Here is a 25,389-nt window from a genome sequence, read left to right as displayed (position 1 = left end):
TGCTAACGTATTTTTCCGATGAAATAAAAAATCAAGGAAAGTACAATACTGACAATGATGGACGTCATAATAGGGAAATAGAACGTGACATTCCCTTTTTTGAAAGTAAAATCACCCGGTAATTTTCCAATCAACGTCCAAATCAACCCAATCACGATGAATACAATCCCTACTACAATAAAGATTTTACCAAACCCAGTCAAGAGCCTGGCAACTCCCTATTGAAGTGTGCGTAGGCTTTCGGTGTAACAACACGACCGCGTGGGGTCCGTTGGATAAAACCGATTTGCAGTAGAAACGGCTCGTACACATCCTCGATTGTCTGGGACTCCTCCCCGATGGTTGCAGAAATCGTATCCAATCCGACAGGTCCGCCTTGGAAGCCGTCCATAATGCCGATCAATAACTTATGATCAATAAAATCAAGGCCTTCGGCGTCCACCTGAAGCATTTCTAAAGCTTCTTGTGTCGTTTGTTTAGAAATGACCGCTTCCCCTTTCACTTGAGCGATATCCCGCACTCGCTTCAGTAACCTGTTCGCAATTCGGGGGGTTCCTCTTGAACGACGCGCCACTTCTACGGCCGCACTCAAGTGGATGTCTACATTAAAAATCTCAGCCGTTCGCTCCACAATAGAACATAGGGCCTCCGTATCGTAATATTCCAATCGACTATGCACGCCGAAGCGGTCCCGCAGAGGAGCGGACAGTAAACCCGCTCTAGTGGTTGCCCCTACGAGGGTGAAGGGTGGTAAATCCAAGCGGACAGACCGAGCGCTCGGCCCTGTGCCGACAACAATATCCAAACAAAAGTCCTCCATCGCTGGGTAAAGAACTTCCTCGACCGAACGAGGCAAGCGGTGGATCTCATCAATGAAAAGTACGTCTCCTGGTTCTAAAGAAGAAAGGATGGCAGCTAAATCCCCTGCTCTCTCAATTGCAGGTCCAGCTGTTGAACGGAATTGAACGCCCATTTCATTGGCGATAATGGAAGCTAGCGTCGTTTTACCGAGACCTGGTGGGCCATACAACAACGCATGGTCCAATGGTTCTTCTCTCATTTTCGCCGCTTCGATAAAAATACCGAGGTTATTTTTGACCTGATGCTGACCAATGTATTGCTTTAACGTCTCCGGCCGTAAGCTAAGCTCCAAATCTTGTTCCGTGTCTTGTTGCTCACCCGAAATCATTCGTTCTTCCACTACAGCCCCTCCTCATCTCTACTTTTTCATTAATAATTGCAAACCTTGCCTCACGAAGTCATCAACTGAGCCTTCTTTAGCCTTCTCAAGCTCCGTTTTCACAAGCTTCACTTCTTTATCTGTATAACCCAAGGCTTTCAATGCTTCAATTGCATCTTCAATACGGCCGCGCTTCTCTTGAGTGGTCAGTCCATCTTGGTAGAAAATCGTGTCTTCATTCTGCTCATCAGGAAGCCATACGACCAATTTCCCTTTTAGGTCTAAAATCATCTGACGTGCCGTTTTCTTTCCTACACCTGGAAACTTCGTCAAATACTTGTCATCTTCCTGTTCAATGGCTGATACAAATTCCGGGACGCTGACCGTACCTAGAATGGCAAGCGCTCCCTTAGGTCCAATCCCTGAGACGTTCAGCAATTGAGCAAAGAGCTGTTTGTCCTCTTTTTTCTTGAAGCCGAACAACGTTTGCTGGTCTTCCCGTACATAATGGTATGTATGGACCTTCACTTCTTGATTGATCACTTCTTGGAAACGGAAGGGATTAGCGCACAGTATTTCATAGCCTATGCCACCCGTTTCAATGATGATCGCTGTATCTTCAATCGTAGTCAATTGTCCTTTTATATATGCAATCATTGCGTTAAATCCTCTCTGCACCTGTATTCCTTAACCCTCTTATTGTAACATACAAGCATACGTTCGCCCATCGTATTCGATGGAAAAGAAGATTTCGGACAACATAAAAAAACAGCCACATGCGCGACTGTTTCTTTATACAGGATCTTCATGGGAGAATTGAGTAAGTACTTGTTCGAAATGCTGATAACTTTGAATTTTTATCCCATTTTCAAGCTCTGATTTTCTCTTAGACTCCAAAGGTTTTATCGGAACGGGTTTGAACGATTGAATAATCTTCCCTTCGCCTGGCTGTCCCTGGAATACAGCTAAGTCGCCATCTTCTGTTAACCCAAAATACCCCTGTTTTTTCGTCAGTGGAGAAATATCCTGCACTTCTCTTTGAAAAACGACTCGATCGATCTCCTGTGACTCTACTGTCCATTCTTTATACTCAGCCCAGAAGTCCATCATAGACCAAATGGTTTCCTTCGTCGTCGTCGTTTCGATCACTCCATCTAAATAATGCTCTTTCATGATGACAGTCAATTCAAGAGGTTCTGGCTTTACTAGTGTAGAAACGGTTTCCTTTGATTCAATAACAGGCTTTTCCATCGACTGTTTGTCAGGAAAATGGACTTGTTCATAAGAATGGTCCTGTTCAGGCTCTGCTCCGCAACCAGCCACCGCTACAAGCAGTACAATGATTCCCATCCACCGAAACATGAGTGTTCCCCCCTAATAAAATAACTTCTGTTTCTAGTGTGTCCAGAAACAGAAGTTATTATCATAGAAATAGGAGGTTACGATAATTTCTCAAGTACCGCTTCATCCGCATCTAAATTATGGTACACCTCTTGTACATCCTCATTATCTTCGAGCATATCAATCAGCTTCAACATTTTTTCGACCCCTTCTTCTTCCAAAGGAGTGTACGTTTCAGGAATCATGGTCACTTCACTCGTCGTAAAGTCATAGCCTTGCTCTTCCAAGCTCTTTTTCACTTCAGTGAAGGTTTCTGGTTCTGTATAAATTTCAAAATGACTGTCTGTCGTTTCCATTTCTTCTGCACCGGCTTCGATGACTTCAAGCATCATGTCCTCTTCATCCGCTTCTGTTTCAGTGCGGTCGATGGCCATGTAGCCTTTTCGGTTGAACATGAATGCGACGCACCCATTTTCCCCTAGGTTGCCGTCATTTTTATTGAACGCATGGCGTACATCAGCAGCTGTGCGGTTTTTATTGTCGGTCAATACTTTGACCATCACCGCTACACCTCCAGGTCCGTACCCTTCATAGGTGAATTCTTCATAATTCACGCCTTCTAGGTCGCCGGTTGCTTTTTTAATCGCACGATCGACGTTCTCGTTCGGCATATTATTCGATCTCGCTTTATCGACAGCTTGACGCAGGGGAGGGTTGGTATCTGGGTCTCCACCGCCTTGTTTCGCAGCCATGTAAATTTCACGAGCGAGCTTCATAAAGAGCTTCCCGCGTTTTTTGTCTTGTGCACCTTTTCGGTGTTTTATGTTACTCCATTTTGAATGACCAGCCATGGACATTCTCCTCTCCAAAGCAAATCTTTTCCTTTATCAATATACCATAGGTCCCTCTAAAGGTTAAAGAATGCGGCTGGGTTAATCCCTCTGGAAGAAATGAACGATTCGATCCCTGATTTCATCTGGAGCTTTGGATGCTTTCAGGCGGGCATTGACATCTTTCATATTGTCCCAATTGTTGTTGTTCGTCCAGATCACGACTTTTTTATCCGTTACTTCTTGTGCTTTGGCACGGACGCGTTCTGAAATTGTATGATCGCGGTTGTTATACGGATTGATCATAACCGCTATATACGCCTTGTCATCCGTTGTGAATGCCTGTGTCATCGTAATTTCATCCAGTTCATTCACTTTTTCCATAATATCCATTGCATCTTCATTATTAAAAGCGTTGTCGTGCGATTGGTTGGTTTGCCCGTATCTTGAATTACGAAATTCCTCTTCCGCCGTCCGTTTAAAGTAGCTGTCTTTCCCAGTCGGGATTTGACCTCTACGTTCGATTCCCTCATCTGCTCCGTATTGCAATGGTTCGTATTGATCGTTGTTGTCTCCTGTATCGGTAGCCTCTTCATTATTGTTGCAGGCAACAAGAGTGAAGCTGAAGAACAGGATGACAAATATCATTCTCCACATAAAAAATCCTCCTTTTTCCCTTACTATGGGTTAAGGAGGATGTTTATAGTCTGTTAATATTCACCAAGCTTATTGCGGTGGAGCTGGAGGCATTTGACGTTTATGAGCGGATCGTTTATGCATAGATTCGATCACTTCACGATCTTTTTCAGGGATTTCTTCACCCTTCAGGTGTTTATCAATCATTTCGTAACTCGTGCCCATTTCATTCTCATCCGTCTGACCTTCCCAAAGCCCTGCGCTTGGTTGTTTATGGATAATCTCATGAGGAACACCTAGGTATTCCGCCATTTCACGGACTTCCCCTTTGGTCAGATTAGATAATGGGACGAGATCCACACCGCCGTCTCCATACTTCGTGAAGTACCCCGTGTACCATTCTGCAGCATTATCGGTACCAACGACTAAATACTTATGGTTCGTCGCAATTGTATAAAGCGTACTCATACGCAACCGGGCACGCAAATTGGCATCGGCAATCTGCTCTTGCTCTTCGTTGAAATCGCTTGACTGCTGTAACTGATCCTTGATGGTTCCAAATAACACGTTATGCGTTTCTGTTAAATCCACAGTCGTGGATTTCAAATCACAGGCTTCAATCACTTTTTGTGCATGGTCCTGGTCGCTTGACTGACTTTTACAAGGCATAATGACACCTAGAGACTGGTTCGGGAAGGCTTTCTTAATCAAATTCGCCACTACAGCCGAATCGATTCCTCCACTGACTCCAACAAGTAAGCCCTCTACATTTGCTTTATCCGCTTTCTCTCGTAACCACGTCACGATTTGCTCTACTTTTTTCTCCACAGGATTGTTCATCCTTTCACACAATGTTATGACTAAATCATAGCATATTGTCTGTGGATTGGACAAACATCTTGCGGCTCGACCACGCCTTATCCAGTTTTCTCAACTGTTTCGAGAAAGATGCCTCTCCCCTTAAACTTCGCCGGTAGCCGAATAACCATTCTCTCAATAAGTCAGCAGGTACACGGACACCCTGCAACCACAATTCACGATTCTCCATATGTTTAAAATAGGAGAATAATACCGCCTGTTTTGTTTCAACGTAAGGGAGGAAACGTTGCCCCAACTGGATATAGTCATAGAGGATAGGTCCCGTATGAAGCAGATCAAAGTCAATCAGCGACATTTGATTGTCTGAACCAGATAGAAAGTTGTGGTGAGCGACATCACCGTGCAGCCATTCATGATTCTCCCATGCCTTTTCTTCGACCTCTCCCCACGGGTGATTAGAGAAACGCTCTAGTTGTTGAAGCATACAAGTATGCAGTTCATTGAAAAGTTTTGTTTTTCTAGCGTCTACAAAAACATCTCGCGTCTCTTCAAATTGCTCGAGACGCCTTTCCCACTTGATATATAATGGATCTTTAGGGATCGCTAGAACGGCAATCCCTTTTGAGGTCTTATGAAATTGTTGCATGACTTGAACAGCTGCTTTTCGATCATGATCAACCCCGAAGTCAGCATGCTTGCCGTCTATCCACTCAAACAGCCCCCATTCACAACCGAGTTTGCTTTTAGTATCGGATCTGTCCGCGAAGGGGATGGGTCTTGCTGCTAAGGTCGATGCATAATTCCAATGTTTAAAAAACTCAATCTGTTGAAGTAGGACATGAGGGCGTCGATATCCTTTTAATATCATAGGAGAATGGTTCATGCGTATTTTGTACACTTTGGGTTTGATGACTTTATCCAAAGTGATCGGTAATCCTTCTTCATGGTTCAACCAATGAAAAAGGCGATCCGTATATGAATCGCCTTTTCGATGATCAGTCCTCATCTACATCATCGTCCCTCCAAGCACCTGGATTCCATTGCCCCATTTGATTCGGGTTCCACGACTGCCCTGGCATGCCTTGGGAACCACCATATGGTTGTGGCTGCCACGGTCCTTGAGCAGGCTGGTGCGACCCTTGTGGCTGTTGACCGTATGGACCCGGTCCATATGGCTGGTGGCCACCATAAGGCTGTTGCATGAACGGCTGCTGTGAATAAGGTTGTTGCATGAACGGTTGTTGACCGTATGGCATTGCGCCACCGTGCCCCATCATCGGACCATAGGCTTGTTGACCAGGTCCTTGACCTCCTCCACATCCACAATCTCCGCCGGCTTGCATACCACCGACCTGATCGGAGGAACTCTCTTCAAAGCCTTGCCCCCCAACCATCGGACCATAGCCGGGTTGCATCGGCATTTGATGATGCATTGGCATTTGATGGTGCATCGGCATTTGATGGTGCATCGGCATTTGCATGGGATGCATCGGGTGCGGCGGACAGCAGTAGAAATCTGTGTGAACCAATTGTGGTTGCATCGGCATCTGCGGTTGTGGAGCAGGCGCCGTTTGTTCCCCTTTTACGACCGGAGATTCTTCCGGAGATTCTTCTTCCGGTTGCGCCTGCGGTTGCTCTGGCATCGGCATCTGTGGCAGGTGGAAAGTCGTGTAATAATTTTGCATCTGCTGATCGATGCTAGGCATTTGCATATTCATGTTGATGGGTTGTGGAGCCGGTTGCATCGGCATCATCGGTTTTTCCATAACGCCTTTTGTGACAGGCTTTTTCTCGTCCTCTTTGATGACAGGAATCGGTTTCGGCGACGTATCTTTATACGGAGGCTTCGCTGGCATTTCTTTTTTCGCTGGCTTCATTTGTGTTTCTTTCTTAACAGGTTTGGTCCCTTGGGGAACTTTGATTTTCATACCCGGCATGATCATATCAGGATTGGAAAGCTGGGTATTCATGGCTTTTACCTCTTCAAAGTCCACCCCATACTTCTTGGCAATGTTCCAGAGCGTATCTCCCTTTTGTACAATGTGAATTCTCACAATTGCAACTCCCTTCCTGTGAATCTGTAAAAGCAATAAGACAATAATAGCTTCATAACACTCTATGCAACGGGAGACAAAAGATTGATGAAAACGCCTAAGATTCTTTCTTTTAAAAATAAAAAAACCTCCGAATCCCCAGGTTTGACAAGGGTTTCGGAGGTCTATTTTTTTATGTCACCTTTACATATGTAAGAGTATTCCTCATTAGTAGATGAGGAAAAAACCTTGCAAAGGACCGATTGATCAACTTACAATCCGCAGGAACCTACTGATTGTAAGTTTCACTTTTAAGCTTTTTCTACTGGAGTCGGGACATCTATTTGATAACTTGGATAAGTTCCGAGCACTTTCAATTCACACCCGAGAGCCGATAGTTCAGCCTGTACGCCCGGGAAAAGCACTTGATCATAAGGTTGATCGACATCGATGAGGAAAAAGTAATTGCCAAGCCCTGTTTTCATCGGCCTCGATTCAATTTTCGACAAGTTCATTTTCCTCCACGCAAAAGCCGCTAAGACTTGATGGAGTGCCCCGACATAGTCCTTCGGAAGTGTGACCATCACCGTCGTTTTTTGAGTCGAAACCGGGTGATCTTTCACTTTCAATGTTTCGGGTTGCTTCTGAACAACAGCAAACCGTGTATGGTTATTGTCATAATCGTGAATATTTGTATCGATGATTGTCAGTCCATTTTCTTCTGCCGCTAGATGATTGCCTATGGCTGCAATACCTGGCCCCTGTTCAGCTACGATTTCAGCTGCACGACCTGTGGAAGCCGTGTACTCGATTTCTGCTTCTGGGTAATGTTTATGCAAATATTGATGGCACTGCGCAATTGCATGACTGTGTGAATAGATGCGCTCGATCGGTTGGTTCTTCTGATTCGGATGGACAAGTAAATGCTGCTTAATGGGAACTGTCAATTCAGCAATGATGGACTGATCCACTTGGTGAACTAGATAATCAATCGTCAAATGCACCGAGCCTTCAATCGCATTTTCCAAAGGAACGACACCCGTTTGCACATCCCCGTTCTCTACAGCGTCCAAACAGGCAGGAATGCTTTCGTAACTAACAAACGTGCCTCCATCAAACAAAGCATCGACCGCCATTTTCGTAAACGTTCCTTTAGGTCCTAAAAAACCAATTCGTTGTTCTCCCATGTCTTCCTCTCCCTTATGCTCCTGAACTTAGAATTTCTACACGATCGACAAAATCAAGCTTATGCAACTTCTGCAATAACTGTTCAATCGATCCAACGAGTCCTGTTGTGTTCAACGATAATGTCACGTTCGCTTTTCCTTGCAAGGGAATCGTCTGATGGATCGTCAAGACGTTACACCCGGAGTCAGCCACGGTCTGCAACAAGTTCGACAACGTTCCTGCCCGGTCCTCAAGATGGAAAAACAACGTGATCATCTGCTCTTTTACCATAGCCTGGAAAGGGAAGACGGCATCTCTATATTTATAGAAAGCACTTCTGGATAAGCCGACTTGATGCACGGCATCAAAAATCGAGTCCACTTTTCCCCTTTCCAGCAAAGCTTTCGCATCGATGGTTTTCTTCATCGCTTCAGGGAGGATATCGCTACGGACTAAATAAAATTTTTCATTGTAATCCGCCATTTGCACGTCCTCCTTATTAGTCGACAAACTCGAATTCATAATCCATCAAGCGAACTGTATCCCCGTCTTTCGCCCCACGCTTACGCAGCGCTTCATCGACACCCATGCCACGCATTTGACGGGCGAAACGGTTGATCGATTGGTCTCTTGAGAAATCCGTCCGTTTGAATAGCGATTCGATTTTTTCTCCATATAACACGTAAGCGCCATCGTCGGCACGCGTAACTTTGAACGGAGCTTCTTCTTTTTCGAACTTATAGATGACACGTTCCTCGACTTCTTCGACAGGTTCTTCATTCTTCGGAATTTCATCGAGAAGGTCTGCCACGGCGTATAGAAGGTCGTCAATACCATCTCTTGTCACCGTTGAAATCGGATAAATCGTCACATCGCCCTCTACCTGCTCTTTGAACATCTCTAAATGCTCTTTCGCATCCGGCATATCCATTTTGTTTGCAACAATAATTTGAGGGCGGTTTTCTAAGCGTTGGTCATACGATGATAATTCGTTGTTGATGGTTACATAATCTTCGTAAGGATCTCTTCCTTCCATGCCAGACATATCAATGACATGTAATAATAGACGTGTGCGGTCTACGTGTCTGAGGAACTGATGACCAAGCCCTATCCCCTCATGCGCCCCTTCAATTAGCCCTGGCAAGTCCGCCATGACAAAGCTACGATGGTCTTGGCTTTCGACCACGCCGAGGTTAGGAGACAACGTCGTAAAGTGATAATCCGCTACTTTCGGTTTCGCCGCTGAAACGACTGATAGCAAGGTTGATTTTCCTACACTCGGAAAACCGACCAGCCCCACATCCGCGAGCAGCTTCAACTCGACGACAACGTCCAGCTCTTCTCCTGGCTCCCCGTTTTCAGCAATTTCTGGTGCCGGGTTTCTGGCTGTCGCAAATCGAGCGTTTCCTCGACCACCACGACCTCCTTTTGCTATAACGGCCCGTTGCTTATGTTCGGTTAAATCGGCAATCACACGGCCGGTTTCAGCATTCTTCACCGTCGTTCCAGGCGGGACACTGATTACGAATGGATCTGAATTCTTTCCGTGTTGCTTTTGGTTCATTCCGTTTTCACCGCGTTTTGCTTTGAAATGGTGTTGATAACGGAAGTCCATTAACGTATTCAATCCTTCATCCACTTCAAAAACGACATCTCCGCCATTTCCACCGTCTCCTCCGGCAGGACCACCCATCGGAACATATTTCTCACGACGGTACGCAACGAGACCATTCCCGCCGTCTCCACCTTTTACAAATACTTTGACCTGATCGACAAACATACTCTTCACCTCTTCATTCTATCGTCATCTCGATGGATAGCTCACGATCTTCAAATATCGTTGAAATAAAGCCTTCCTGATCGAGCTTTTGTTTCAATTCTTCTGCATGCAGGAATGAACCTTCCCACTCCCAACTCAAACTAAACGTAGAAGGCTGATATCCCCGGTACACAATTAACGTTCCTTCGTACAACTCATCTTCTACTTTATAAGCATCCAATAGTTCTAGCATTCTCTTTACATAAGCGATTATGACAGAATCATGACGGGATAAATCAATATCTTCTTCCTTCAATTGAAAGCGAATCCTGAATTGCTCTTGTTTCCAATTAAACGAAAGCAACCATAAGGAAAAATGCGGTGCTCCAGAGTTCAGAAGGCGTCTCTCTTGCTCTCCTTCTTCTTTCACTTCCTCTAATTGTTCCATCAGACGGTCTTGCTTACCTAAAGAGGCATAACCCTGAATCAACTGAATTTGATTCATCCAGTCATGACGCTTATGTCGGAGTACCGTAACCATTTCCTGTTCATCCAATACGTCCAGCTCCCTCGCTCATCTCATGATAATAAAAAGTATAGCAGAGTTACGAAGGAAACTAAAACCTTCCTCTTACATAGTCATTACAAAATAAGAGGAATAAGAATACAATAAAAAAAGCCACGCTTATGCATGATGCATAGCGTGGCTTCCTTCATACGTATGAAACCATACAATATTCGCTTACGCTTCCTGGGCTACAGGATAAACGCTAACTTTTTTGCGGTTACGTCCGTAACGTTCGAATTTAACAACACCATCCACTTTCGCGAATAATGTGTCATCTCCACCACGGCCAACGTTCGCTCCAGGGTAAACCTTCGTACCGCGTTGACGGTAAAGGATTGAACCTGCAGAAGCTTGTTGTCCGTCTGCACGCTTAGCTCCAAGACGCTTAGACTCAGAGTCACGGCCGTTCTTTGTACTACCTACACCCTTCTTCTGGGCGAAAAACTGCAAATCAAGACGTAGCATGAGTCTTCACCTCCTTATCGGTGAGAAATTTTAATATATTGATCGTAATCATATTCAATCGTCTCTAAGGACACCTGCATGCCTTCAAGTAAGATTTGGGCTTTCTCATGAATATCATGATGTAAGCCATCAGGTAAAGTAATCTTCAGATACCCACCTTCACCGCCTTGCTGGACATCAGGTTCGATTTCACAAAGCTTCATTACAGCATTGACGGACCCGAAGGTTACCGCTGAAACAGCTGAACAAACGAGATCATGTCCATAAGGACCGCTTTCGGCATGTCCAGAAACTTCAAAACCCGTAATGGAACCTTGAGTGCGAAACACAGTAACGTGTATCATCCGTTACGAACCTTACGCGTTGATATCTTCAACGACAAGTTTCGTGTACGGCTGACGGTGACCTTGTTTGCGCTTGTAGTTCTTCTTAGGCTTGTATTTGAAGACAGTTAGTTTCTTTTGACGACCTTGTTTCTCAACTTTAGCCGTTACAGAAGCACCATCAACGTATGGAGCGCCAACTTTCGCTGAATCTCCGCCTACGAATAGAACGTTTTCGAATGTAACTGTTTCACCAGCTTCTGCGTCCACTTTCTCAACGTAGATTTCCTGGCCTTTTTCAACTTTTACTTGCTTACCACCAGTTTCAATAATTGCGTACATACCTGCACCTCCTCAATTTACTCAGACTCGCCATTCAGGTACCGAAATCGGTTTAAGAACCTGTTCTGCGCGGTTGTAGCATCGGAGTGCTACTTGAATAACAAAACAATACTACCACATCTCAAAACAAGTTGTCAACATGATACTGACGAGATTCAATCACATCACGCACCATGCTTACGGACCCTTCAAGCTCAATTTGATAGCCAATGATCGATGGATCTTGCCTAACAAACAGCTCCTGTGGAATTCTACTAGAAATCGAAGAAGAAAGCAATCGTTTTTTCTCATTCATAGACGGGTGGACCGTAAGCAGAACCGCTTCTGCCGATGACCGGGAGCGCGCGAGCAGCTCGCGTTCTAGTCGGTACACCATCGTCTCAGTCGTATATACCTGCTTCCGTTCCGTGAACAAATGAGGGAGGCTTAAAGATTGTCTCTTACGGGTCATCTCCATCAACCCGAGCTTCGTAACGCCGAGCACACTCGTTTTCACTGGATCTTTAGCCACTTGCTTCTTCATATGGGCGAGCAGCTTCTTTTCTAACGATGGTTCCCTCATCGATAAAAAGTCGACAATGATGATGCCAGATAAATTCCGCAATCGGATTTGACGTTGAATTTCGTTTGCCGCCCGTTTATTGACATCGAACGCATAAGAGTTCGTCATCGCTTTCCCTTGATATTGATGACTATTGACATCAATGACCGTCATCGCTTCGGTTTGGTCGAAGACGAGCTCGATTCCGTCTTCGATTGCGACGTTTCGGCTTGTCAGATCATCTTGCCATTCATTCACGGATCGTTCACCAATCGTCGGAGACTTCTCCCACTGAATGAGTGAAGCAACAGAAGGATAACGCTCTCGCATTGCTTTTGCCACCTGCACGTCTTCGATGACGATTTCCTCAATGGAATGAACCGGATATTTGCGAATGAGTTGATCGGGTAAGCGTTCATCCTCATGAATTAGTAATGGTCCCTTATTAGGCTTCTCGCTTTTCTTCTTCCACCATCTCTTCAAGGACTCGAGCTCCTCGATCAGGGTGTCTCTCGATATACGGGAAGCAGCCGTTCGAATAATCGCACCTTCCGTATCATCCAATGTTTCTCCAACCGATAGTCTAAGCGAATCAGCCTCTTCGGTGGACAACTTGCGAGAGATAGCGATATGACCCCCGTAAGGTTGATAGACCGAATACAAGCCAGGTACAGTGACATCTGCACTCACCTGTGCCCCTTTGTCACCGAGCGGCTCTTTAACAACTTGAACATAGAGCTCCTCCCCTTCTCTAAGGGTAGCCTCTATATTCTCAGAGACCCAAGGCACCGCCTCTTTCTTCAGAAAAGCATGCTTCTCTTCACCTATATCCACAAAAGCCGCCTGTAACCCTTTATGGACGGTAACAACCTTTCCTACATAAATAGAGCCCGGACGCACGTTGTCGCCGGGCCGGTCATAAATCACTTCGCTAACGCGTCCGTCCTCGACCACTACACCTGATCTCTCGCTAGGAGTTGTATGTATCACGATTTTACGCATAGAATCCCTCATTGTGAGCTATTTGGAATGTCTACCAGTCGCAAATTCGCTTGTTGCATGCGAAAAAAAGCCTGTAAGCATTCCTGTTCATCCACTATATAAGAACCCTCACGATGTTTCAATACATACACGTGGTTGAGGTTCACCCTCACATTTTTCAGTACGTCACGTACAAGGACATCACCATTCACAGAAAGATAGCGCACAGGGAGGGGGGATGGATCGGTCGAACGGTAAAGAAGGTACCTCATCAACACATATGACCTACGCTTCCATTCTAGAAGATTCTCAAGCAATAGAAATGCGGCTAACCAGACACTAGCGAGCGTCCAATGTTCTCCTGCCGTCATCCAACCGCATAATAAAAGGAAGAGACAGAAAGAAAACGCAAGCGTGAGCAGCTGCGTATTCCTGAATGTCGCCCATTGAGAAAAGAGATAGAAAATCAATTTCCCTCCGTCCAAAGGCCATATGGGTAATAAATTAAACAACAAAATGATTCCATTATAGTAAAGAGCTGTCGTCACTAAAGGATGCGATCCGAAAAGCCACTCACATCCAACTAACAGCCCGTAAATCCAGATATGCTGAGCTGGGCCTGCTAATACCACATGAAGTTGTTCGCGGAACGGACGGCTTTGATGCTCCTCACTCACCACCGCTCCTCCAAACAACCAAATTTCAATACGTGATACGCGCCACCCATAATATTTCGCCATATAATAATGTCCACATTCATGGATCAATACGATTCCGAACAAAACACAGAATTGATAAATGGCCCCTGTGAGGAAGGCGGAAAACGCAAGTAAAAAGAAAAGCGGGTGGATATGAATCGCGTTCGTAAGCTTAGGAACTTTCATCAACTTTAATAACCTTTACTGGATCGACATATTGATCATTTTGTTCGATTCCAAAGAAAATTTCGACTGACTGCCCCGCCTCATCTTGCACCGTTCCTAATGTATGCTCCGCCGGTATATTCTCATATAAATAAACTTCTATATCGGATAAAAATCCATAGATACTCTTACTTCCGTCCTCGTGCTGAAGAATGACTGTCTTTCCTGTATCTTCATCATTACCAGCAAACACGACGGTCCCTTCTTTCACCGATTGAACCGGCGAACCACTATCGACAGCCATTCTTATCCCTTTTCCATCGTTTTGAAACGAGGTTGTGACGGATCCGTTAACGGGCAATGCGAGATCGGTTTGTGGCCCAGGCTCGTCCGAAATGACTTCGAGCGCACCCCCGAAGCGGTCACTATACCACGCTGACACTTTTGCAAATGGGAAATCATCCTGAAGCTGACTGCTCACCCATTGTTCAGGTCCATCAAGTAACGCGACGTCGGTATTTTTACCAATCGCGACTGTCGCAAAAAGAAGAACAGCCAAGACGACTTGAACCGCTAAATAGTTCGTCCTCTTTCCTTCATTCTGGGGTCTTTGCCCTGATCCATTTGACGTGATCAGAGGTGGAAAACCGTGTACCTCTTCATCCTGGGGCGGGAGAAATGGTCTTGAGCTTTGTGATGATGTATTTCCTTGAACTCGCTTCTTTTTCCGTTCCACTATATTCTTTCGCACACTGCGGATATCCTTTTTCACAATGATCCCCTCTCTTGTCCACCTTTTTCTATCATTCTATGGACAAGGGGAGGAAGTTATGACTTCCTTGGTCGGACCACTTTCACTCGAAGGTTTGCGAAAGTCTGTTGTTGGAGGGTGGGCGTCCGAAAAAGCTTGCTACCTGTCCAAATTGGTGGAGTAAATGTCCGATTAAGTGAATCAATTGTCCGAATCGAGAGTGAATGTCCGAATTAGAAGGTCGCTTGTCCGGATTGAACAGGTAGAAGTCTGAAATCGCACATCTGTTGTCCGAATAGCTTGTATAAATGTCCGAAATAAAATATTGAACGCACAAAAAAGAGCAGACATCTGTTATACAGAGCTGCTCTTTTCTATTACGCTTCTGTGAAGCACGTAAGACCCTATTTTTATGAACGAATTCCGAAGAAGCGTTTCACTTTAGCGAACACTCCTGACTCTTCATCAAGGTTCTGTAACGGCACAGCTTCCCCTAAAATCCTGCGCGCAATATTACGATACGCAATCGATGCTTTCGAATCAGGTTTCATCGCGACAGGTTCGCCGCTGTTAGCCGCTTTGATCACGGCATCGTCGTCAATGATAATCCCTAGTAAATCGATCGAAAGAACCGAAACAATTTCATCCACTTCCAACATGTCTCCATTTTTCATCATATGGTTACGGATTCGGTTAATGACTAGTTTCGGAGATTCGATGTCCTCTTGTTCCAACAGTCCGATGATGCGATCCGCATCACGCACGCTTGATTTTTCGGGAGTTGTCACGACAATCGCACGGTCAGCACCGGCTACGGCATTCTTGTAACCCTGTTCTATTCCCGCTGGACAGTCGATGACGATGTAATCATAATCCTGTTTTAATTCGTCTACAATAGCTTTGATCGCCTCAGGAGTCACTTCTGATTTATCAGAAGTTTGTGCAGCAGGTAATAAGTGAAGGCAATCGAACCGCTTATCCGTAATCAATGCTTGCTTCGTTTTACAGCGCTCATTGACTACATCGACAATGTCGTAAATGATTCGATTTTCTAATCCCATGACGACATCTAAGTTCCGAAGTCCGATGTCGGTATCAACGAGACACACTTTCTTATTCTGCAAGGCCAAAGCGGTCCCAAGGTTGGCTGTCGTCGTTGTTTTTCCAACCCCTCCCTTACCGGAGGTTATTACAATCGCTTCACCCATTCAGCATTCTCCTTTCAAAACTTGCCAAATCCGGTCGTTTCTTAACCACTTCTTGCAAGCGGTCGATACGGATTTTCTCTTCTTGCTCATCAATGAATCCGCTCTCCATATAAACCCCTTCAGATTCATAATCTGGCGAACGACTTACTTGATCGGCAATCCTTAATTGACTAGGCTGCATATAAGATGCAGCAATGACAGCTCTTGCATCACCGTTGATTCCTGCATGAGCGATTCCACGTAATTTACCCAAGACAAAGATATTTCCTGTGGCTTCGACTTGTCCGCCGGGATTCACATCCCCAATAAGCAAAAGATCACCCGTCACATGTTCCACTTGGCCGGACCGGATGGTACGTACGACCGGCGTGATTTGTGAATGCTCTTTCCAATCTAGTGCTTCTTGCTTCGTTATGACCTCAGACTCGATCTGATCAACGACAAGCTTCTGTTTTTCCCGGATGATTTCAGTAAGCTGCTCTTTTTGCTCGTCCGATAAATAACGCTTTCCGACTTGAATCGAAACCCGAATCATCGGTTCATCATCCGCCAGACCGTTCATCGATAGTTTCTCTTCCAGTTCACGCAAAAGCTCTTCGAATCTACATTGATCATCCAATTGTAAAGTCAACCCATCACGCGTTCCTTTAATCATGATCTTTTGAATATTCGCTACCACAGGATTTCACCTCAACCTTAGACATTTCCTACGTATTCATTAACTCCTCTGACCACAGGGAGATTCGCTCTTTTACTATTGGATAAAGGATAACAAAAAATATCATATTTGCTGCCAGCGTCGGCAATAGCCTCATCAAGCCGTAATCGCCCCATGTCATCGAAGTGATTTGAACAAAGGAGTAGATGACATACAGACATGTATCGGCTAATGCCACACCCAGAATCGCCAACACGGAGGATCCGAAAAAATTACTATGCAGCCACTTATTCAGTCCGTGGACGACATAGATCACTACTGTGTAGGTTACCATATACACGCCCAGAACCCCTGTATAGACGACATCGATCAACAACCCGAACCATAACCCTAACCAAACCGCAAAATACGTGTCATCCCGGTCGAAGAAGATGGCAAGAATGATAAGAAAGCCTAAAACCCAATGAGGCGTGATCAATAAATCAGAATAGATAAGGTTCGCTGGTAACCAGCTCATCGCCATGCCCTGTAAAACGAGCAAAATTAAACAAAAGAGAGCAATCACGTACCTCTTCATGATTCTTCTCCCTCATTTACACCAGCGTTTTCGATCGATTCAGCCGCTCGATCTACAACAATCACGTGATTGATATCGAATAAGTCAGCAAACGGTTCAACATAGGCTGTTTTCGTCAAGCCGAATTGATCGTTCACGACCTCTTCTACCGTTCCAATGCGTAAATCACTTGGGAAGACTCCACCAAGACCTGATGAAATGACGGTGTCTCCTTTTTCTACGACCTCGTCCAACTTGATACCTTCCAGCAACAAGCGACCTGTTTCATCGTCATATCCTTCAATCAATCCGAAGGCTTCATCTTGTTCTTCCCGCACGATCCAAGAAGAAATCTTATTTGAACGATCGAAACCGCTCAGCAATTGAACGGTCGAATGGAAGGCCCCTGCCGACTTGATTTTTCCGACTAGACCGTCACTCGTCATCACGGCCATGTCTTTCTCCACGCCATGTTCTTCCCCTCTATTAATGGTCATTTGCTTGAACCATCGTTCTGAACTTCTTGCGATGACGGTTGCTTGAATCGGAGAATAGTCACTCAAGGCTTCTGATTTTTCCATGGTTTGTCTGAGCTCTTCATTTTCACTCGTCAAACGCTGATTATTTTCAATAACGCCTTTATATTCAGATAAGCGTGCTTTTAACACTTGATTTTGCTCATATACTTGGAACATATCTTGAATGTTCTCAATGGTTCCATCCACCAGGCTGACTGGTTTCTGGAAGATGGTCTGCATCCACCCTACAGTATCTTGAAGAAATTTCTCAGGTGTACTCAACGCATCACGGTCCCTGATTGAAAAACCGATCAATGCGACAAGTACGATAAAACCGATCAACACAACCATTAGTCTTTTTCTACGAAATAGTGATGGCATAAAGCTTGCGCCTAGTCCGTCTTAGCCCTAGTTGCCACATTGGGCTGTGACTTAAAGTGTTGAATATATTCAAGCGATTTCCCAGTTCCAATCGCTACGCAATCAAGGGGTTCATCGGCAATAAAGACCGGCATGTTCGTTTCTTCACTAATGACTGTATCGAGGTTTTTCAGTAATGCTCCTCCTCCAGTTAGCACGATCCCGCGTTCCATAATGTCCGCTGATAGTTCTGGAGGTGTCTTCTCTAAGGTGTTTTTCACGGTTTCTATAATGGTATCGACTGTATCTTTCAACGCTCCGATGATTTCCTCGGATTGGATGGTGATCGTCTTCGGCAAACCGCTTAAGAGATCACGACCTCTGATATCCATTTCTTCACCGACGTTCACATTTCCTGCTCCGCCTAGTTCCATTTTCACTTCTTCCGCTGTGCGGACACCAATCATCAAATTGTACCGTTTACGGACATGCTGGATGATCGCATCGTCCATTTCATCTCCTGCTACACGAATCGACTGGCTCGTCACAATTCCACCTAACGAGATGATGGCCACTTCTGTCGTGCCTCCACCAATATCGACAACCATGCTACCCGTTGGTTCCCATACAGGTAATCCAGCACCGATCGCCGCGGCGAATGGCTCTGCAATCGGATACGCTTCTTTTGCTCCGGCCTGCTTCGTTGCATCAAGCACCGCACGCTCTTCAACCATCGTAATACCTGAAGGCACACAAACCATCACATTCGGTTTGCTGGCAAAAGAAGAACGCGTCTTCAACGCCTTTTTAATATAATACTTCATCATTTGTGCGGTCGTATCGTAATCCGCGATGACTCCGTCTTTCATTGGACGGATGACAGATATGTAGCCTGGTGTACGTCCGATCATATTTCTCGCATCATTACCGACCGCTTCCACGTCGCCTGTTTGTGTGTTTTTCGCTACTACAGAGGGTTCTCGTACAATAACCCCTTTATTTTTTAAGAACACTAATGTATTCGCAGTTCCTAGATCAATGCCTAAGTCTTGAGAGAATCCAAATAGACCCAATAATATCTTCCTTTCTACTTGCCCGCTTCTTCTGCTCGGGTCACGCCTTACCTATAATTTGGACTAGAAGAAGCGCCAATTTATAGTGAACCCTATAATTGGCGCTTTTAATTTCCATTTATTTAATTATACGAAAAAACGAGAAAAATAGATAGTGTTTAGAGGTAGCCTTTTTCTTTTAATGAAACAAATTTACGATCTCCGATTACGAGGTGGTCCAATAATTCAATTCCGATCATCTTTCCACACTCCTGAAGCCGCCTTGTCACTTGGATATCTTCTTGAGATGGAGTGGGGTCTCCTGAGGGGTGGTTATGTGCGCAAATAATCGAAGCAGCGGACCGTTTCACTGCTTCTTTGAAGACTTCACGAGGGTGGACGATCGAGGCATTCAAACTCCCGATGAACACCGTTTGTCTATGCAGGACTTGATTCTTCGTGTTCAGAAAAAGGCAGATGAAGTGTTCCTGTTTCAAATCCCTCATCTCCTCCATGACAAAATCCGCTCCATCTTCTGGACTACGGATGATGTACCGTTCAGCTGGCTTCATTTGTTGCATGCGTCTGCCCATTTCGATTGCGGCTAGGATGACCACCGCTTTCGCGACTCCTATTCCGCGAATAGATGTCAATTCTTCTACCGTCGCGCCTTTCAGCAACATCAGACCCTCAAAATGAATCAACAGTCGCTTGGCAAGTTCCGTGACCGACTCTTGTTTGGTCCCGCTCCCTAACAAAATCGCCAGCAGCTCCTGATTCGATAAATGAGAAGCCCCTATTTCAAGAAGACGTTCTCTAGGTCGATCCTCTCTCGGAACGTCCTTTAACATGACACTGATCTCAGGCAATCCATTCGCTCCCTTTCTTAAAACCATTCCTCATGTAGACATGTTCAAGAGGGATAGATGCCAAACGGTTTCAATTCACGGACAACTCTAGCAATCGGTAGACCTACCACGCTATAATAGTCTCCGTTCACTTTTTCGACGAATAAACCACCCTTTCCTTGAATGCCGTATCCACCCGCTTTATCCCAAGCCTCATCCGTTTTCAAATAGTCCCGGATTTCTTTGTCTTCAAGCTGGAAGAAGGTCACGTCGGTTCGAACAGCAAAACTTGCCGTTATGGACCGGCTACGTATGGTGACACCTGTCCACACTTGATGTGTCTCTCCACTCAGAGCACGTAAAGTGTCAAAGGCTTCTTCAACGCTAGAAGGCTTCCCTAAAATCAAGTCGTCCTTTGCCACGACCGTATCAGAAGTCAGGACAACTTCCCCTTCTCTCACTTCTAACGCTTCACTCTTTCTCTCTGCTAACATCAATACGGCTTCTTCAGGTAAAACTCCGCCCGGTAACGTTTCATCCACATTGGAAGATCTCACATCAAATTCGAATCCAGCCTTACTCAACAACTCTTTTCTTCTTGGTGACTGTGACCCTAGCACTAGTACTGGCATACTATCTCGCCCTTTCTACATGAGGTATTGTTATTTTACAGGAAGACCTACAATATTTTTAATCGTGATAATTGGATTTTCTATGGACAGACCAGTCGAAAAAATAAAGAAAAGACTCCTGAATCGAGTCTTTTCGTAACGTACATGACCTTGAAAATCGTTATTCGGTGATTTCTTCAAAAGCTTTGGAAGCATGAATCCAATTCAATTGTTGCTTGTCCGATGATTCCCAATTCTTAAACAGATCTAGAAGCGGGGAATCGGGTGCTTTGTCTTCCAGGGTCAACAAATACGCCTGGCGCTGTTCTTCTGTTAACTCATTCATCTTGTGATCTTCCACATAATCACCGACTTGTTCAGCAATTTCCGCTTCGACACCTTCGATGGACGTACGCTCACTCAGAACGGTCCACGGCTTCACATAAGTCTCAACATCCCTTGCTGACAAATCATCCGCAATCTCATTCGCTTCGGCCTCAGAACCGGCGCTGCCTACAAATAAATAATACTGCCCGTCCCGTTCCCAAATCGCGGAAGAAACGGCCGAGGCCGTCAACTTCATCTTCCATTCTGTCGCTTTTTCTTCGGTAGAAAAAACCCCTGCCTGAATGACATAGCCATCCAATGTAGAAGTACCGATAGTGGCTGTTTCTTCCGTCGAAGACCCCGTAGACGTCGCCGGTACCGGCATGGATTCAGATCCGTTCGTCGTTTCATCGGTCAACGAAACAAACATCCGTAATAATAAGAAGCCTAAACCAAAACTGATCAGAAGAGCCGTCGCTGTCGAAACAAGGATGGGTTTGATCGCCGAGGGCCGCCTTTTTTTCTTGGGCACAGGTAGAGAGTAGACTTTCGGCTTCTCCGTCCATTCCTTGTCATCGTCCGGCTCTGCTGAAGCAGCTTGTTCATCTTTTGCCCGCTTCACGGTCTGATTTGTATTTCGTTGGTTTTCTCTAAATGAAATGGATATCTTATTTTTTGAACTCATCCTTCACTCACTCCCGCCAGGTTTGTCTAAACCCTATCACAGCAGTGATAAAAAGAACGGTGAAATTTGTCACTACGTCTTCGACAAGTTTTTTCATAGAGAAAGCAGGAGGGACACTACTAGAAAAGCCTAGTTTTCAGACTGTTCAGCCTCATTCAAGTTCGTCTCACCGTCTCCATAAGGAAATGGATTTTGTTTGTTCGATTCTGTATTGTAATGGTACTCCGGCAATTCATCTTCAAGCTCATCCAAACCAGGGTAATAATAAGCCGACAACGTGACGAAATAAAAGAAATATGTCAATTCGCCCTCGATAATGCGGTCATCATTAAAGCTGACGGACTCGATACTCACGATTCTCGAGCTATCCATCACTTCACTTAAGAACGACATCAGGTCTGTGAAGTTTTGAGATGCTACAGACAAATCAAACGTCATCGAGGAAACACCAACAGGTAAAGGAGCTTCCGTCTGTTCCACTTCTGGGTCAACATCAGTTACTGGACCCTCGTCTTCACCAATATCTGAATCAACATCTAAAGAGGATGGTTCTTCCTCTGGTGTCAAAACTGCTGAAGAATTGACAGCAATACTTTCTATAAAACTATTCGAGACAGATTCTGCACGCTCCAACGCAAGCAACATTTGATCTGGAGCTTTCAATACAGGAAGCTTGCTTTGGACCTCTCTTGAAGTTGCCAAAGAAATGACCTCTTCTTCCTCACTCTGTTCTTGTTCAAGTACTTGAAGAAGCTGAGATTCTGTCGCAACGGTTTCCTCTAATTGGGTGACTTCTTTTTTCTCTGGTAGATAAAAGAATTGATACATTATGAAGCTTATCCCCACTACGACGACTATGGTAATCAGAAGGGTGAAAAACTGATTACGAGTCCACTCCATTCGCATCAGCCGTCACCTCCTCTCGGAATAACTGCTTATGTATCGTAACTGCATAAGTCGCAATATATCTGGGACGATATTCGAACTGATTGAGGTCCTCATCCACTGATTCAGTAAGTATATTGCCCACTTCAACAGCATCGACGTAACGCTCTTCCGATAAGGCATTCGTATAGGCCGCTACCTCTTGCAAGGAGTCGAAACGCACCTGAATATCCAATAAACCACTATTATCGAACACATACGACTGAAAATAGCCGCGTTCTGGAAGCAAGGCAATCATCCGTTCCACTAAAGCGACCGTCGGAAACACCGCATCGTCCATTTGATTGGCAGCCTCGACCAGCTCTCTGCGCTGTTCTTGTTCAACATCCTCCCCAACCGCTTGATAGTTCGCTTGTTCTGCCTGCAGCATCTGCACTTCTTCTTGAAGACGCTCTTGCTCTGTTGAGAGCACTTGGTTCTGCCATAAGAAAACAGCCCCTATTAAAAATAGAAGCAAAATGCCTAAGCCAATCGTGAACAAAGGGAGTCGATTCGGTTGTTCTTTTTCTTCTAGTAGATTGATATCTATGAGCACGACCATCACTCCTGCAAGCCTAACTTTCCTATTCTTTGTAGATTAATCCGACAGCGTCCGCATAACGGTCTGGCAGTTGGATATCTAACTGATCCAACGAAACCGTATCTACAGGGACACTTATTCTCTCTGACACTCTATTATGTAATTCGTCAAAATACGCCCAGTCGCCAGCCAACACAACCCGTGTAATAGCCGCTTGGCCTTTCATAACGGAAAACTGATAAAAGTTCAATATACGCGTCAATTCACCGAGTTGATCTGTGACATAACCCTCTATATCGGCAATTTCACCCGTCCAGTGCAATTGATGCTTGCCGTCTGCCGAAAAGGATTTCCATTCATTCGTCGCTAACGAGGATTTCATTTGCCTAGAAAACTGTGGAACACCATTATGAAAAGCGGTCAACGAGATTCCATCAATGTTCCACTCGACGACAAGCAAATGTTCATCCTCTGTCGTAAACGTCAGCTTTTCATACACTCTATAGACAGATAAAGATGAGAGGTCGGCCGCTTGCGGCTTCAAGTTCGATACAACAAAGCTCTCTTCCATCTGCTGAATTTTATCTTGAGGATAGGCGACGACGAACACTTCCTTCTCGCGATCATCGTCGCTCATTTTCACATAATCGAAGACGGGTTGTTCAAACGGCAAGTGTATCGTTTCTCCTAGCTGTTGATACAAGTATCCTTTGATCGCATCGTCCTCTACCTCACTTGGAACGGATAAATGACGGAGGATGACAGAAGAATCCGGTACGCAGAAAAACAATGGAGCGTTCTTCAATCGATGCTTTGCTACAATATCCTCGACCACCATTTCAAAGCGACGAATATGCTGAATGATCCCATCCTGTACCATGTCGTTTGGTAAAAACTCTTCCCCATAAGCTTCAATTCGTGAAGGATCAGCTGGTGGAGCAATCACGTAACGAACGGTATGATCTTTGATTACAATATGTACACGTTTATCTTTTTTCCAACCAAACACAACGACGACCTCCACCTTAGAAGAAAGTTTGTAAGTACCAGTCTATGATCATTCTACCAGAAAAAAAGGCAAAACTCGCCCCAAGAACGATAAAAGGACCAAACGGAATCGGGTTCTTTCGTTGGATTACCCCTGTCGCAAGTAAAACACCACTTACGACCGCCCCGATCAATGTCGATAAGAAATACGTAACAAGCAGCAATTGCCAACCTAAAACAAAACCAAGCAGTCCGAAAAGCTTCATATCGCCCCCACCCATACCACCTTTACTCGCTAAGATGATTGCAGCGGTTAAAACGATCCCCCCTACACCACCAATGATCGAGGACCACCAAGGGGTCAACGGATCAATGATGCGATAAATCAGGAATAGCACAAAGAAGAAAAGCAAAAGCCGATTCGGAATGATCATGTAGGCGATATCGGACACTATGATCATATGAAAAACCGAGACTAATAAAATAGCGAGCAACAACTCCAACTGCCAACCCAAAAGATAATAGCTGAGAGTAAACGTAAATCCACTTAACAGTTCCATCGTTGGATAAAGCGGAGATATGTTTTGCTTGCAGTTCCTGCATCGTCCTTTTTGGAAGAGAAAGGATAGAATCGGGATCAATTCATACCATGTAAGCGTTTTGTGGCACTTGGGGCAGTAAGAGCGTTCTTCTTTAAATAGTTCTCCGTTCGGTAAACGTAGGCCTACGACGTTGTAGAAGGAACCGAGGATGGTGCCGAGGATGAAGAAATAAATGGTGAGGAATGTTGTCATGGGAATGTTCTCCTAATTTTAATTTTATGTAGAAGAAAATCCCTCGCTTGAGGGATTTTTCTAGTTACTTCACTTCAACAGAGTCACGGTCCAAATCCGCTTTTGATACAGGAGATGAGGCCCCAATAGTATAGTTAGTTCCTTCCAATCTTATTGTGTACACTGGGTTTGTTCCATTATTATAATACCAAACTTGAGCTGTACCATATGGATTTCCTTCTGTGTCAGCCAAGCCGTTTTCAATATACCCACCCTCAATTAAACCAAAGTTGTCAACACTAGGATCATGTGTGCCTTCCAATGTTATAACCACAGGATCAGCTCCTGAGGATCCAGGAGATACATTTTCTGCTACTACCATAAGTCGAGACGCCTCTAAAATTTGCTCAGCATTTGCAACAGTAGCGTCTTGTTTTGAACGCTCAATCACTCCACCAATACTAGGCACAGCAATCGCTGCAATAATCCCTAAAATCACAATAACCGCCAACAATTCAACAAGCGTAAAACCTCTGTCGTTCTTCAAACGACTCTTCAATAAAGCTTTCATTACTTTCTCCCCTTTATATTTAATTATAAAAAAAGCCAGAAAACTGCATACTGAAGCGTTCTCCGGCCGGTTGCACTACTTGCTCCCAGTTATTTAAGTGCCCACCTACAAATAACTGATCATCACATCCAAAACTATGACATTCGTTCTGATTCAATGATACTACACTAC

General features: G+C 44.9%; 32 protein-coding genes, 1 riboswitch and 1 other annotated feature. All 32 genes read right to left on the bottom strand.

All coding sequences use genetic code 11. The annotated features are described in order from the left end of the window. Window positions 1-2: 2 nt before the first annotated feature. Complete coding sequence (locus H0266_RS01025; protein ID WP_181470536.1) at window positions 3-203, bottom strand: DUF2905 domain-containing protein; 201 nt, start codon at window positions 201-203, stop codon at window positions 3-5. Next, window positions 200-1,201, bottom strand: coding sequence for a Holliday junction branch migration DNA helicase RuvB (gene ruvB, locus H0266_RS01020; RefSeq protein WP_181470535.1), 1,002 nt, complete (start codon window positions 1,199-1,201; stop codon window positions 200-202). Before ruvB ends, H0266_RS01025 begins: the two co-directional genes overlap by 4 nt. 18 nt (window positions 1,202-1,219) lie before the next feature. Next, complete coding sequence (gene ruvA / locus H0266_RS01015; RefSeq protein ID WP_181470534.1) at window positions 1,220-1,837, bottom strand: Holliday junction branch migration protein RuvA; 618 nt, start codon at window positions 1,835-1,837, stop codon at window positions 1,220-1,222. A 135-nt stretch (window positions 1,838-1,972) separates the two neighbouring features. Beyond that, window positions 1,973-2,542 carry a BofC C-terminal domain-containing protein gene (locus H0266_RS01010; RefSeq protein ID WP_246363576.1) on the bottom strand — a complete coding sequence of 190 codons (570 nt, stop codon included), beginning with the start codon at window positions 2,540-2,542 and terminating at the stop codon, window positions 1,973-1,975. A gap of 77 nt (window positions 2,543-2,619) precedes the next feature. Continuing rightward, entirely contained in the window at window positions 2,620-3,372 is a 753-nt protein-coding gene (locus H0266_RS01005; RefSeq protein WP_181470533.1) for a YebC/PmpR family DNA-binding transcriptional regulator, read from the bottom strand. An 81-nt stretch (window positions 3,373-3,453) separates the two neighbouring features. Then, window positions 3,454-4,008: a YhcN/YlaJ family sporulation lipoprotein gene (locus H0266_RS01000; protein WP_181470532.1), complete on the bottom strand. Its 555-nt coding sequence runs from the start codon at window positions 4,006-4,008 to the stop codon at window positions 3,454-3,456. A 69-nt stretch (window positions 4,009-4,077) separates the two neighbouring features. Further along, window positions 4,078-4,815 (bottom strand): NAD(+) synthase, encoded by a 738-nt coding sequence (gene nadE, locus H0266_RS00995; protein WP_181470531.1) that lies wholly within the window; start codon window positions 4,813-4,815, stop codon window positions 4,078-4,080. Window positions 4,816-4,852: 37 nt separating this feature from the next. Beyond that, window positions 4,853-5,812, bottom strand: a complete 960-nt coding sequence (locus H0266_RS00990; RefSeq protein WP_181470530.1) for a phosphotransferase — start codon at window positions 5,810-5,812, stop codon at window positions 4,853-4,855. Next, on the bottom strand, window positions 5,802-6,860 hold the full coding sequence (safA, locus tag H0266_RS19675) for a SafA/ExsA family spore coat assembly protein (protein ID WP_181470529.1): 1,059 nt from the start codon (window positions 6,858-6,860) through the stop codon (window positions 5,802-5,804). Before safA ends, H0266_RS00990 begins: the two co-directional genes overlap by 11 nt. Before the next feature lie 290 nt (window positions 6,861-7,150). Beyond that, complete coding sequence (gene pheA, locus H0266_RS00980; protein WP_181470528.1) at window positions 7,151-8,026, bottom strand: prephenate dehydratase; 876 nt, start codon at window positions 8,024-8,026, stop codon at window positions 7,151-7,153. A gap of 13 nt (window positions 8,027-8,039) precedes the next feature. After that, window positions 8,040-8,489 (bottom strand): ACT domain-containing protein, encoded by a 450-nt coding sequence (locus H0266_RS00975; protein ID WP_181470527.1) that lies wholly within the window; start codon window positions 8,487-8,489, stop codon window positions 8,040-8,042. A 16-nt stretch (window positions 8,490-8,505) separates the two neighbouring features. Continuing rightward, window positions 8,506-9,786 (bottom strand): GTPase ObgE, encoded by a 1,281-nt coding sequence (gene obgE / locus H0266_RS00970; RefSeq protein WP_181470526.1) that lies wholly within the window; start codon window positions 9,784-9,786, stop codon window positions 8,506-8,508. 13 nt (window positions 9,787-9,799) lie between these two features. Further along, window positions 9,800-10,321 (bottom strand): Spo0B domain-containing protein, encoded by a 522-nt coding sequence (locus H0266_RS00965; RefSeq protein ID WP_181470525.1) that lies wholly within the window; start codon window positions 10,319-10,321, stop codon window positions 9,800-9,802. A 186-nt stretch (window positions 10,322-10,507) separates the two neighbouring features. Next, a complete protein-coding gene (gene rpmA / locus H0266_RS00960) occupies window positions 10,508-10,798 on the bottom strand; it encodes a 50S ribosomal protein L27 (protein WP_181470524.1) in 291 nt (96 codons plus the stop codon). 14 nt (window positions 10,799-10,812) lie between these two features. Next, window positions 10,813-11,142, bottom strand: a complete 330-nt coding sequence (locus tag H0266_RS00955) for a ribosomal-processing cysteine protease Prp (protein WP_181470523.1) — start codon at window positions 11,140-11,142, stop codon at window positions 10,813-10,815. A gap of 12 nt (window positions 11,143-11,154) precedes the next feature. After that, window positions 11,155-11,463, bottom strand: a complete 309-nt coding sequence (gene rplU / locus H0266_RS00950; protein WP_181470522.1) for a 50S ribosomal protein L21 — start codon at window positions 11,461-11,463, stop codon at window positions 11,155-11,157. Window positions 11,464-11,476: 13 nt separating this feature from the next. Further along, window positions 11,477-11,548, bottom strand: a sequence feature (ribosomal protein L21 leader region). A 36-nt stretch (window positions 11,549-11,584) separates the two neighbouring features. Further along, complete coding sequence (locus H0266_RS00945; protein ID WP_181470521.1) at window positions 11,585-13,006, bottom strand: ribonuclease E/G; 1,422 nt, start codon at window positions 13,004-13,006, stop codon at window positions 11,585-11,587. 8 nt (window positions 13,007-13,014) lie between these two features. Then, complete coding sequence (locus H0266_RS00940) at window positions 13,015-13,869, bottom strand: site-2 protease family protein (protein ID WP_181470520.1); 855 nt, start codon at window positions 13,867-13,869, stop codon at window positions 13,015-13,017. Next, window positions 13,856-14,599 (bottom strand): peptidoglycan DD-metalloendopeptidase family protein, encoded by a 744-nt coding sequence (locus tag H0266_RS19670; RefSeq protein ID WP_343063176.1) that lies wholly within the window; start codon window positions 14,597-14,599, stop codon window positions 13,856-13,858. The genes H0266_RS00940 and H0266_RS19670 overlap by 14 nt, the downstream gene beginning before the upstream one ends. 410 nt (window positions 14,600-15,009) lie before the next feature. Continuing rightward, complete coding sequence (gene minD, locus H0266_RS00930) at window positions 15,010-15,807, bottom strand: septum site-determining protein MinD (protein ID WP_181470518.1); 798 nt, start codon at window positions 15,805-15,807, stop codon at window positions 15,010-15,012. Beyond that, window positions 15,800-16,462: a septum site-determining protein MinC gene (gene minC, locus H0266_RS00925; protein WP_181470517.1), complete on the bottom strand. Its 663-nt coding sequence runs from the start codon at window positions 16,460-16,462 to the stop codon at window positions 15,800-15,802. Before minC ends, minD begins: the two co-directional genes overlap by 8 nt. A 52-nt stretch (window positions 16,463-16,514) precedes the next feature. Next, window positions 16,515-17,042 carry a rod shape-determining protein MreD gene (gene mreD / locus H0266_RS00920; protein ID WP_181470516.1) on the bottom strand — a complete coding sequence of 176 codons (528 nt, stop codon included), beginning with the start codon at window positions 17,040-17,042 and terminating at the stop codon, window positions 16,515-16,517. Then, entirely contained in the window at window positions 17,039-17,920 is an 882-nt protein-coding gene (gene mreC, locus H0266_RS00915; RefSeq protein ID WP_181470515.1) for a rod shape-determining protein MreC, read from the bottom strand. The genes mreD and mreC overlap by 4 nt, the downstream gene beginning before the upstream one ends. 11 nt (window positions 17,921-17,931) lie before the next feature. After that, window positions 17,932-18,972, bottom strand: a complete 1,041-nt coding sequence (locus H0266_RS00910) for a rod shape-determining protein (protein WP_181470514.1) — start codon at window positions 18,970-18,972, stop codon at window positions 17,932-17,934. A 158-nt stretch (window positions 18,973-19,130) separates the two neighbouring features. Then, a complete protein-coding gene (radC, locus tag H0266_RS00905) occupies window positions 19,131-19,802 on the bottom strand; it encodes a RadC family protein (RefSeq protein ID WP_181471683.1) in 672 nt (223 codons plus the stop codon). 62 nt (window positions 19,803-19,864) lie between these two features. After that, on the bottom strand, window positions 19,865-20,431 hold the full coding sequence (locus H0266_RS00900) for a Maf family protein (RefSeq protein ID WP_181470513.1): 567 nt from the start codon (window positions 20,429-20,431) through the stop codon (window positions 19,865-19,867). Window positions 20,432-20,591: 160 nt separating this feature from the next. Continuing rightward, window positions 20,592-21,422 carry an SPOR domain-containing protein gene (locus tag H0266_RS00895; protein ID WP_181470512.1) on the bottom strand — a complete coding sequence of 277 codons (831 nt, stop codon included), beginning with the start codon at window positions 21,420-21,422 and terminating at the stop codon, window positions 20,592-20,594. 129 nt (window positions 21,423-21,551) lie between these two features. Next, entirely contained in the window at window positions 21,552-22,328 is a 777-nt protein-coding gene (locus H0266_RS00890) for a hypothetical protein (RefSeq protein ID WP_181470511.1), read from the bottom strand. Continuing rightward, window positions 22,306-22,908, bottom strand: coding sequence for a hypothetical protein (locus H0266_RS00885; RefSeq protein WP_181470510.1), 603 nt, complete (start codon window positions 22,906-22,908; stop codon window positions 22,306-22,308). The genes H0266_RS00890 and H0266_RS00885 overlap by 23 nt, the downstream gene beginning before the upstream one ends. A gap of 22 nt (window positions 22,909-22,930) precedes the next feature. Continuing rightward, window positions 22,931-23,896, bottom strand: coding sequence for a pilus assembly protein PilM (pilM, locus tag H0266_RS00880; protein WP_181470509.1), 966 nt, complete (start codon window positions 23,894-23,896; stop codon window positions 22,931-22,933). Between the two features lie 16 nt (window positions 23,897-23,912). Further along, entirely contained in the window at window positions 23,913-24,668 is a 756-nt protein-coding gene (locus tag H0266_RS00875; RefSeq protein WP_181470508.1) for a prepilin peptidase, read from the bottom strand. A gap of 64 nt (window positions 24,669-24,732) precedes the next feature. Continuing rightward, entirely contained in the window at window positions 24,733-25,218 is a 486-nt protein-coding gene (locus H0266_RS00870; RefSeq protein ID WP_181470507.1) for a type II secretion system protein, read from the bottom strand. Between the two features lie 56 nt (window positions 25,219-25,274). Continuing rightward, a riboswitch (cyclic di-GMP riboswitch) is annotated at window positions 25,275-25,357 on the bottom strand. Between the last annotated feature and the right edge of the window lie 32 nt (window positions 25,358-25,389).

It is taken from the genome of Halobacillus locisalis, assembly GCF_013694105.1.
In the GTDB taxonomy this organism is placed as follows: Bacteria; Bacillota; Bacilli; order Bacillales; family Halobacillaceae; genus Halobacillus; species Halobacillus locisalis.
This window is presented reverse-complemented; position numbering and strand designations above follow the sequence as displayed.

Bases quoted from the DNA above. Each gene is read 5' to 3' on its own strand.
- ruvA (WP_181470534.1), bottom strand. From the start codon at position 1,837: ATGATTGCATATATAAAAGGACAATTGACTACGATTGAAGATACAGCG.
- H0266_RS01010 (WP_246363576.1), bottom strand. From the start codon at position 2,542: ATGTTTCGGTGGATGGGAATCATTGTACTGCTTGTAGCGGTGGCTGGT.
- H0266_RS01005 (WP_181470533.1), bottom strand. From the start codon at position 3,372: ATGGCTGGTCATTCAAAATGGAGTAACATAAAACACCGAAAAGGTGCA.
- H0266_RS01000 (WP_181470532.1), bottom strand. From the start codon at position 4,008: ATGTGGAGAATGATATTTGTCATCCTGTTCTTCAGCTTCACTCTTGTT.
- H0266_RS00990 (WP_181470530.1), bottom strand. From the start codon at position 5,812: ATGAGGACTGATCATCGAAAAGGCGATTCATATACGGATCGCCTTTTT.
- pheA (WP_181470528.1), bottom strand. From the start codon at position 8,026: ATGGGAGAACAACGAATTGGTTTTTTAGGACCTAAAGGAACGTTTACG.
- H0266_RS00975 (WP_181470527.1), bottom strand. From the start codon at position 8,489: ATGGCGGATTACAATGAAAAATTTTATTTAGTCCGTAGCGATATCCTC.
- obgE (WP_181470526.1), bottom strand. From the start codon at position 9,786: ATGTTTGTCGATCAGGTCAAAGTATTTGTAAAAGGTGGAGACGGCGGG.
- rpmA (WP_181470524.1), bottom strand. From the start codon at position 10,798: ATGCTACGTCTTGATTTGCAGTTTTTCGCCCAGAAGAAGGGTGTAGGT.
- H0266_RS00955 (WP_181470523.1), bottom strand. From the start codon at position 11,142: ATGATACACGTTACTGTGTTTCGCACTCAAGGTTCCATTACGGGTTTT.
- rplU (WP_181470522.1), bottom strand. From the start codon at position 11,463: ATGTACGCAATTATTGAAACTGGTGGTAAGCAAGTAAAAGTTGAAAAA.
- H0266_RS00945 (WP_181470521.1), bottom strand. From the start codon at position 13,006: ATGCGTAAAATCGTGATACATACAACTCCTAGCGAGAGATCAGGTGTA.
- H0266_RS00940 (WP_181470520.1), bottom strand. From the start codon at position 13,869: ATGAAAGTTCCTAAGCTTACGAACGCGATTCATATCCACCCGCTTTTC.
- minD (WP_181470518.1), bottom strand. From the start codon at position 15,807: ATGGGTGAAGCGATTGTAATAACCTCCGGTAAGGGAGGGGTTGGAAAA.
- minC (WP_181470517.1), bottom strand. From the start codon at position 16,462: ATGATTAAAGGAACGCGTGATGGGTTGACTTTACAATTGGATGATCAA.
- mreD (WP_181470516.1), bottom strand. From the start codon at position 17,042: ATGAAGAGGTACGTGATTGCTCTCTTTTGTTTAATTTTGCTCGTTTTA.
- mreC (WP_181470515.1), bottom strand. From the start codon at position 17,920: ATGCCATCACTATTTCGTAGAAAAAGACTAATGGTTGTGTTGATCGGT.
- radC (WP_181471683.1), bottom strand. From the start codon at position 19,802: ATGTTAAAGGACGTTCCGAGAGAGGATCGACCTAGAGAACGTCTTCTT.
- H0266_RS00900 (WP_181470513.1), bottom strand. From the start codon at position 20,431: ATGCCAGTACTAGTGCTAGGGTCACAGTCACCAAGAAGAAAAGAGTTG.
- H0266_RS00895 (WP_181470512.1), bottom strand. From the start codon at position 21,422: ATGAGTTCAAAAAATAAGATATCCATTTCATTTAGAGAAAACCAACGA.
- H0266_RS00890 (WP_181470511.1), bottom strand. From the start codon at position 22,328: ATGCGAATGGAGTGGACTCGTAATCAGTTTTTCACCCTTCTGATTACC.
- H0266_RS00885 (WP_181470510.1), bottom strand. From the start codon at position 22,908: ATGGTCGTGCTCATAGATATCAATCTACTAGAAGAAAAAGAACAACCG.
- H0266_RS00875 (WP_181470508.1), bottom strand. From the start codon at position 24,668: ATGACAACATTCCTCACCATTTATTTCTTCATCCTCGGCACCATCCTC.
- H0266_RS00870 (WP_181470507.1), bottom strand. From the start codon at position 25,218: ATGAAAGCTTTATTGAAGAGTCGTTTGAAGAACGACAGAGGTTTTACG.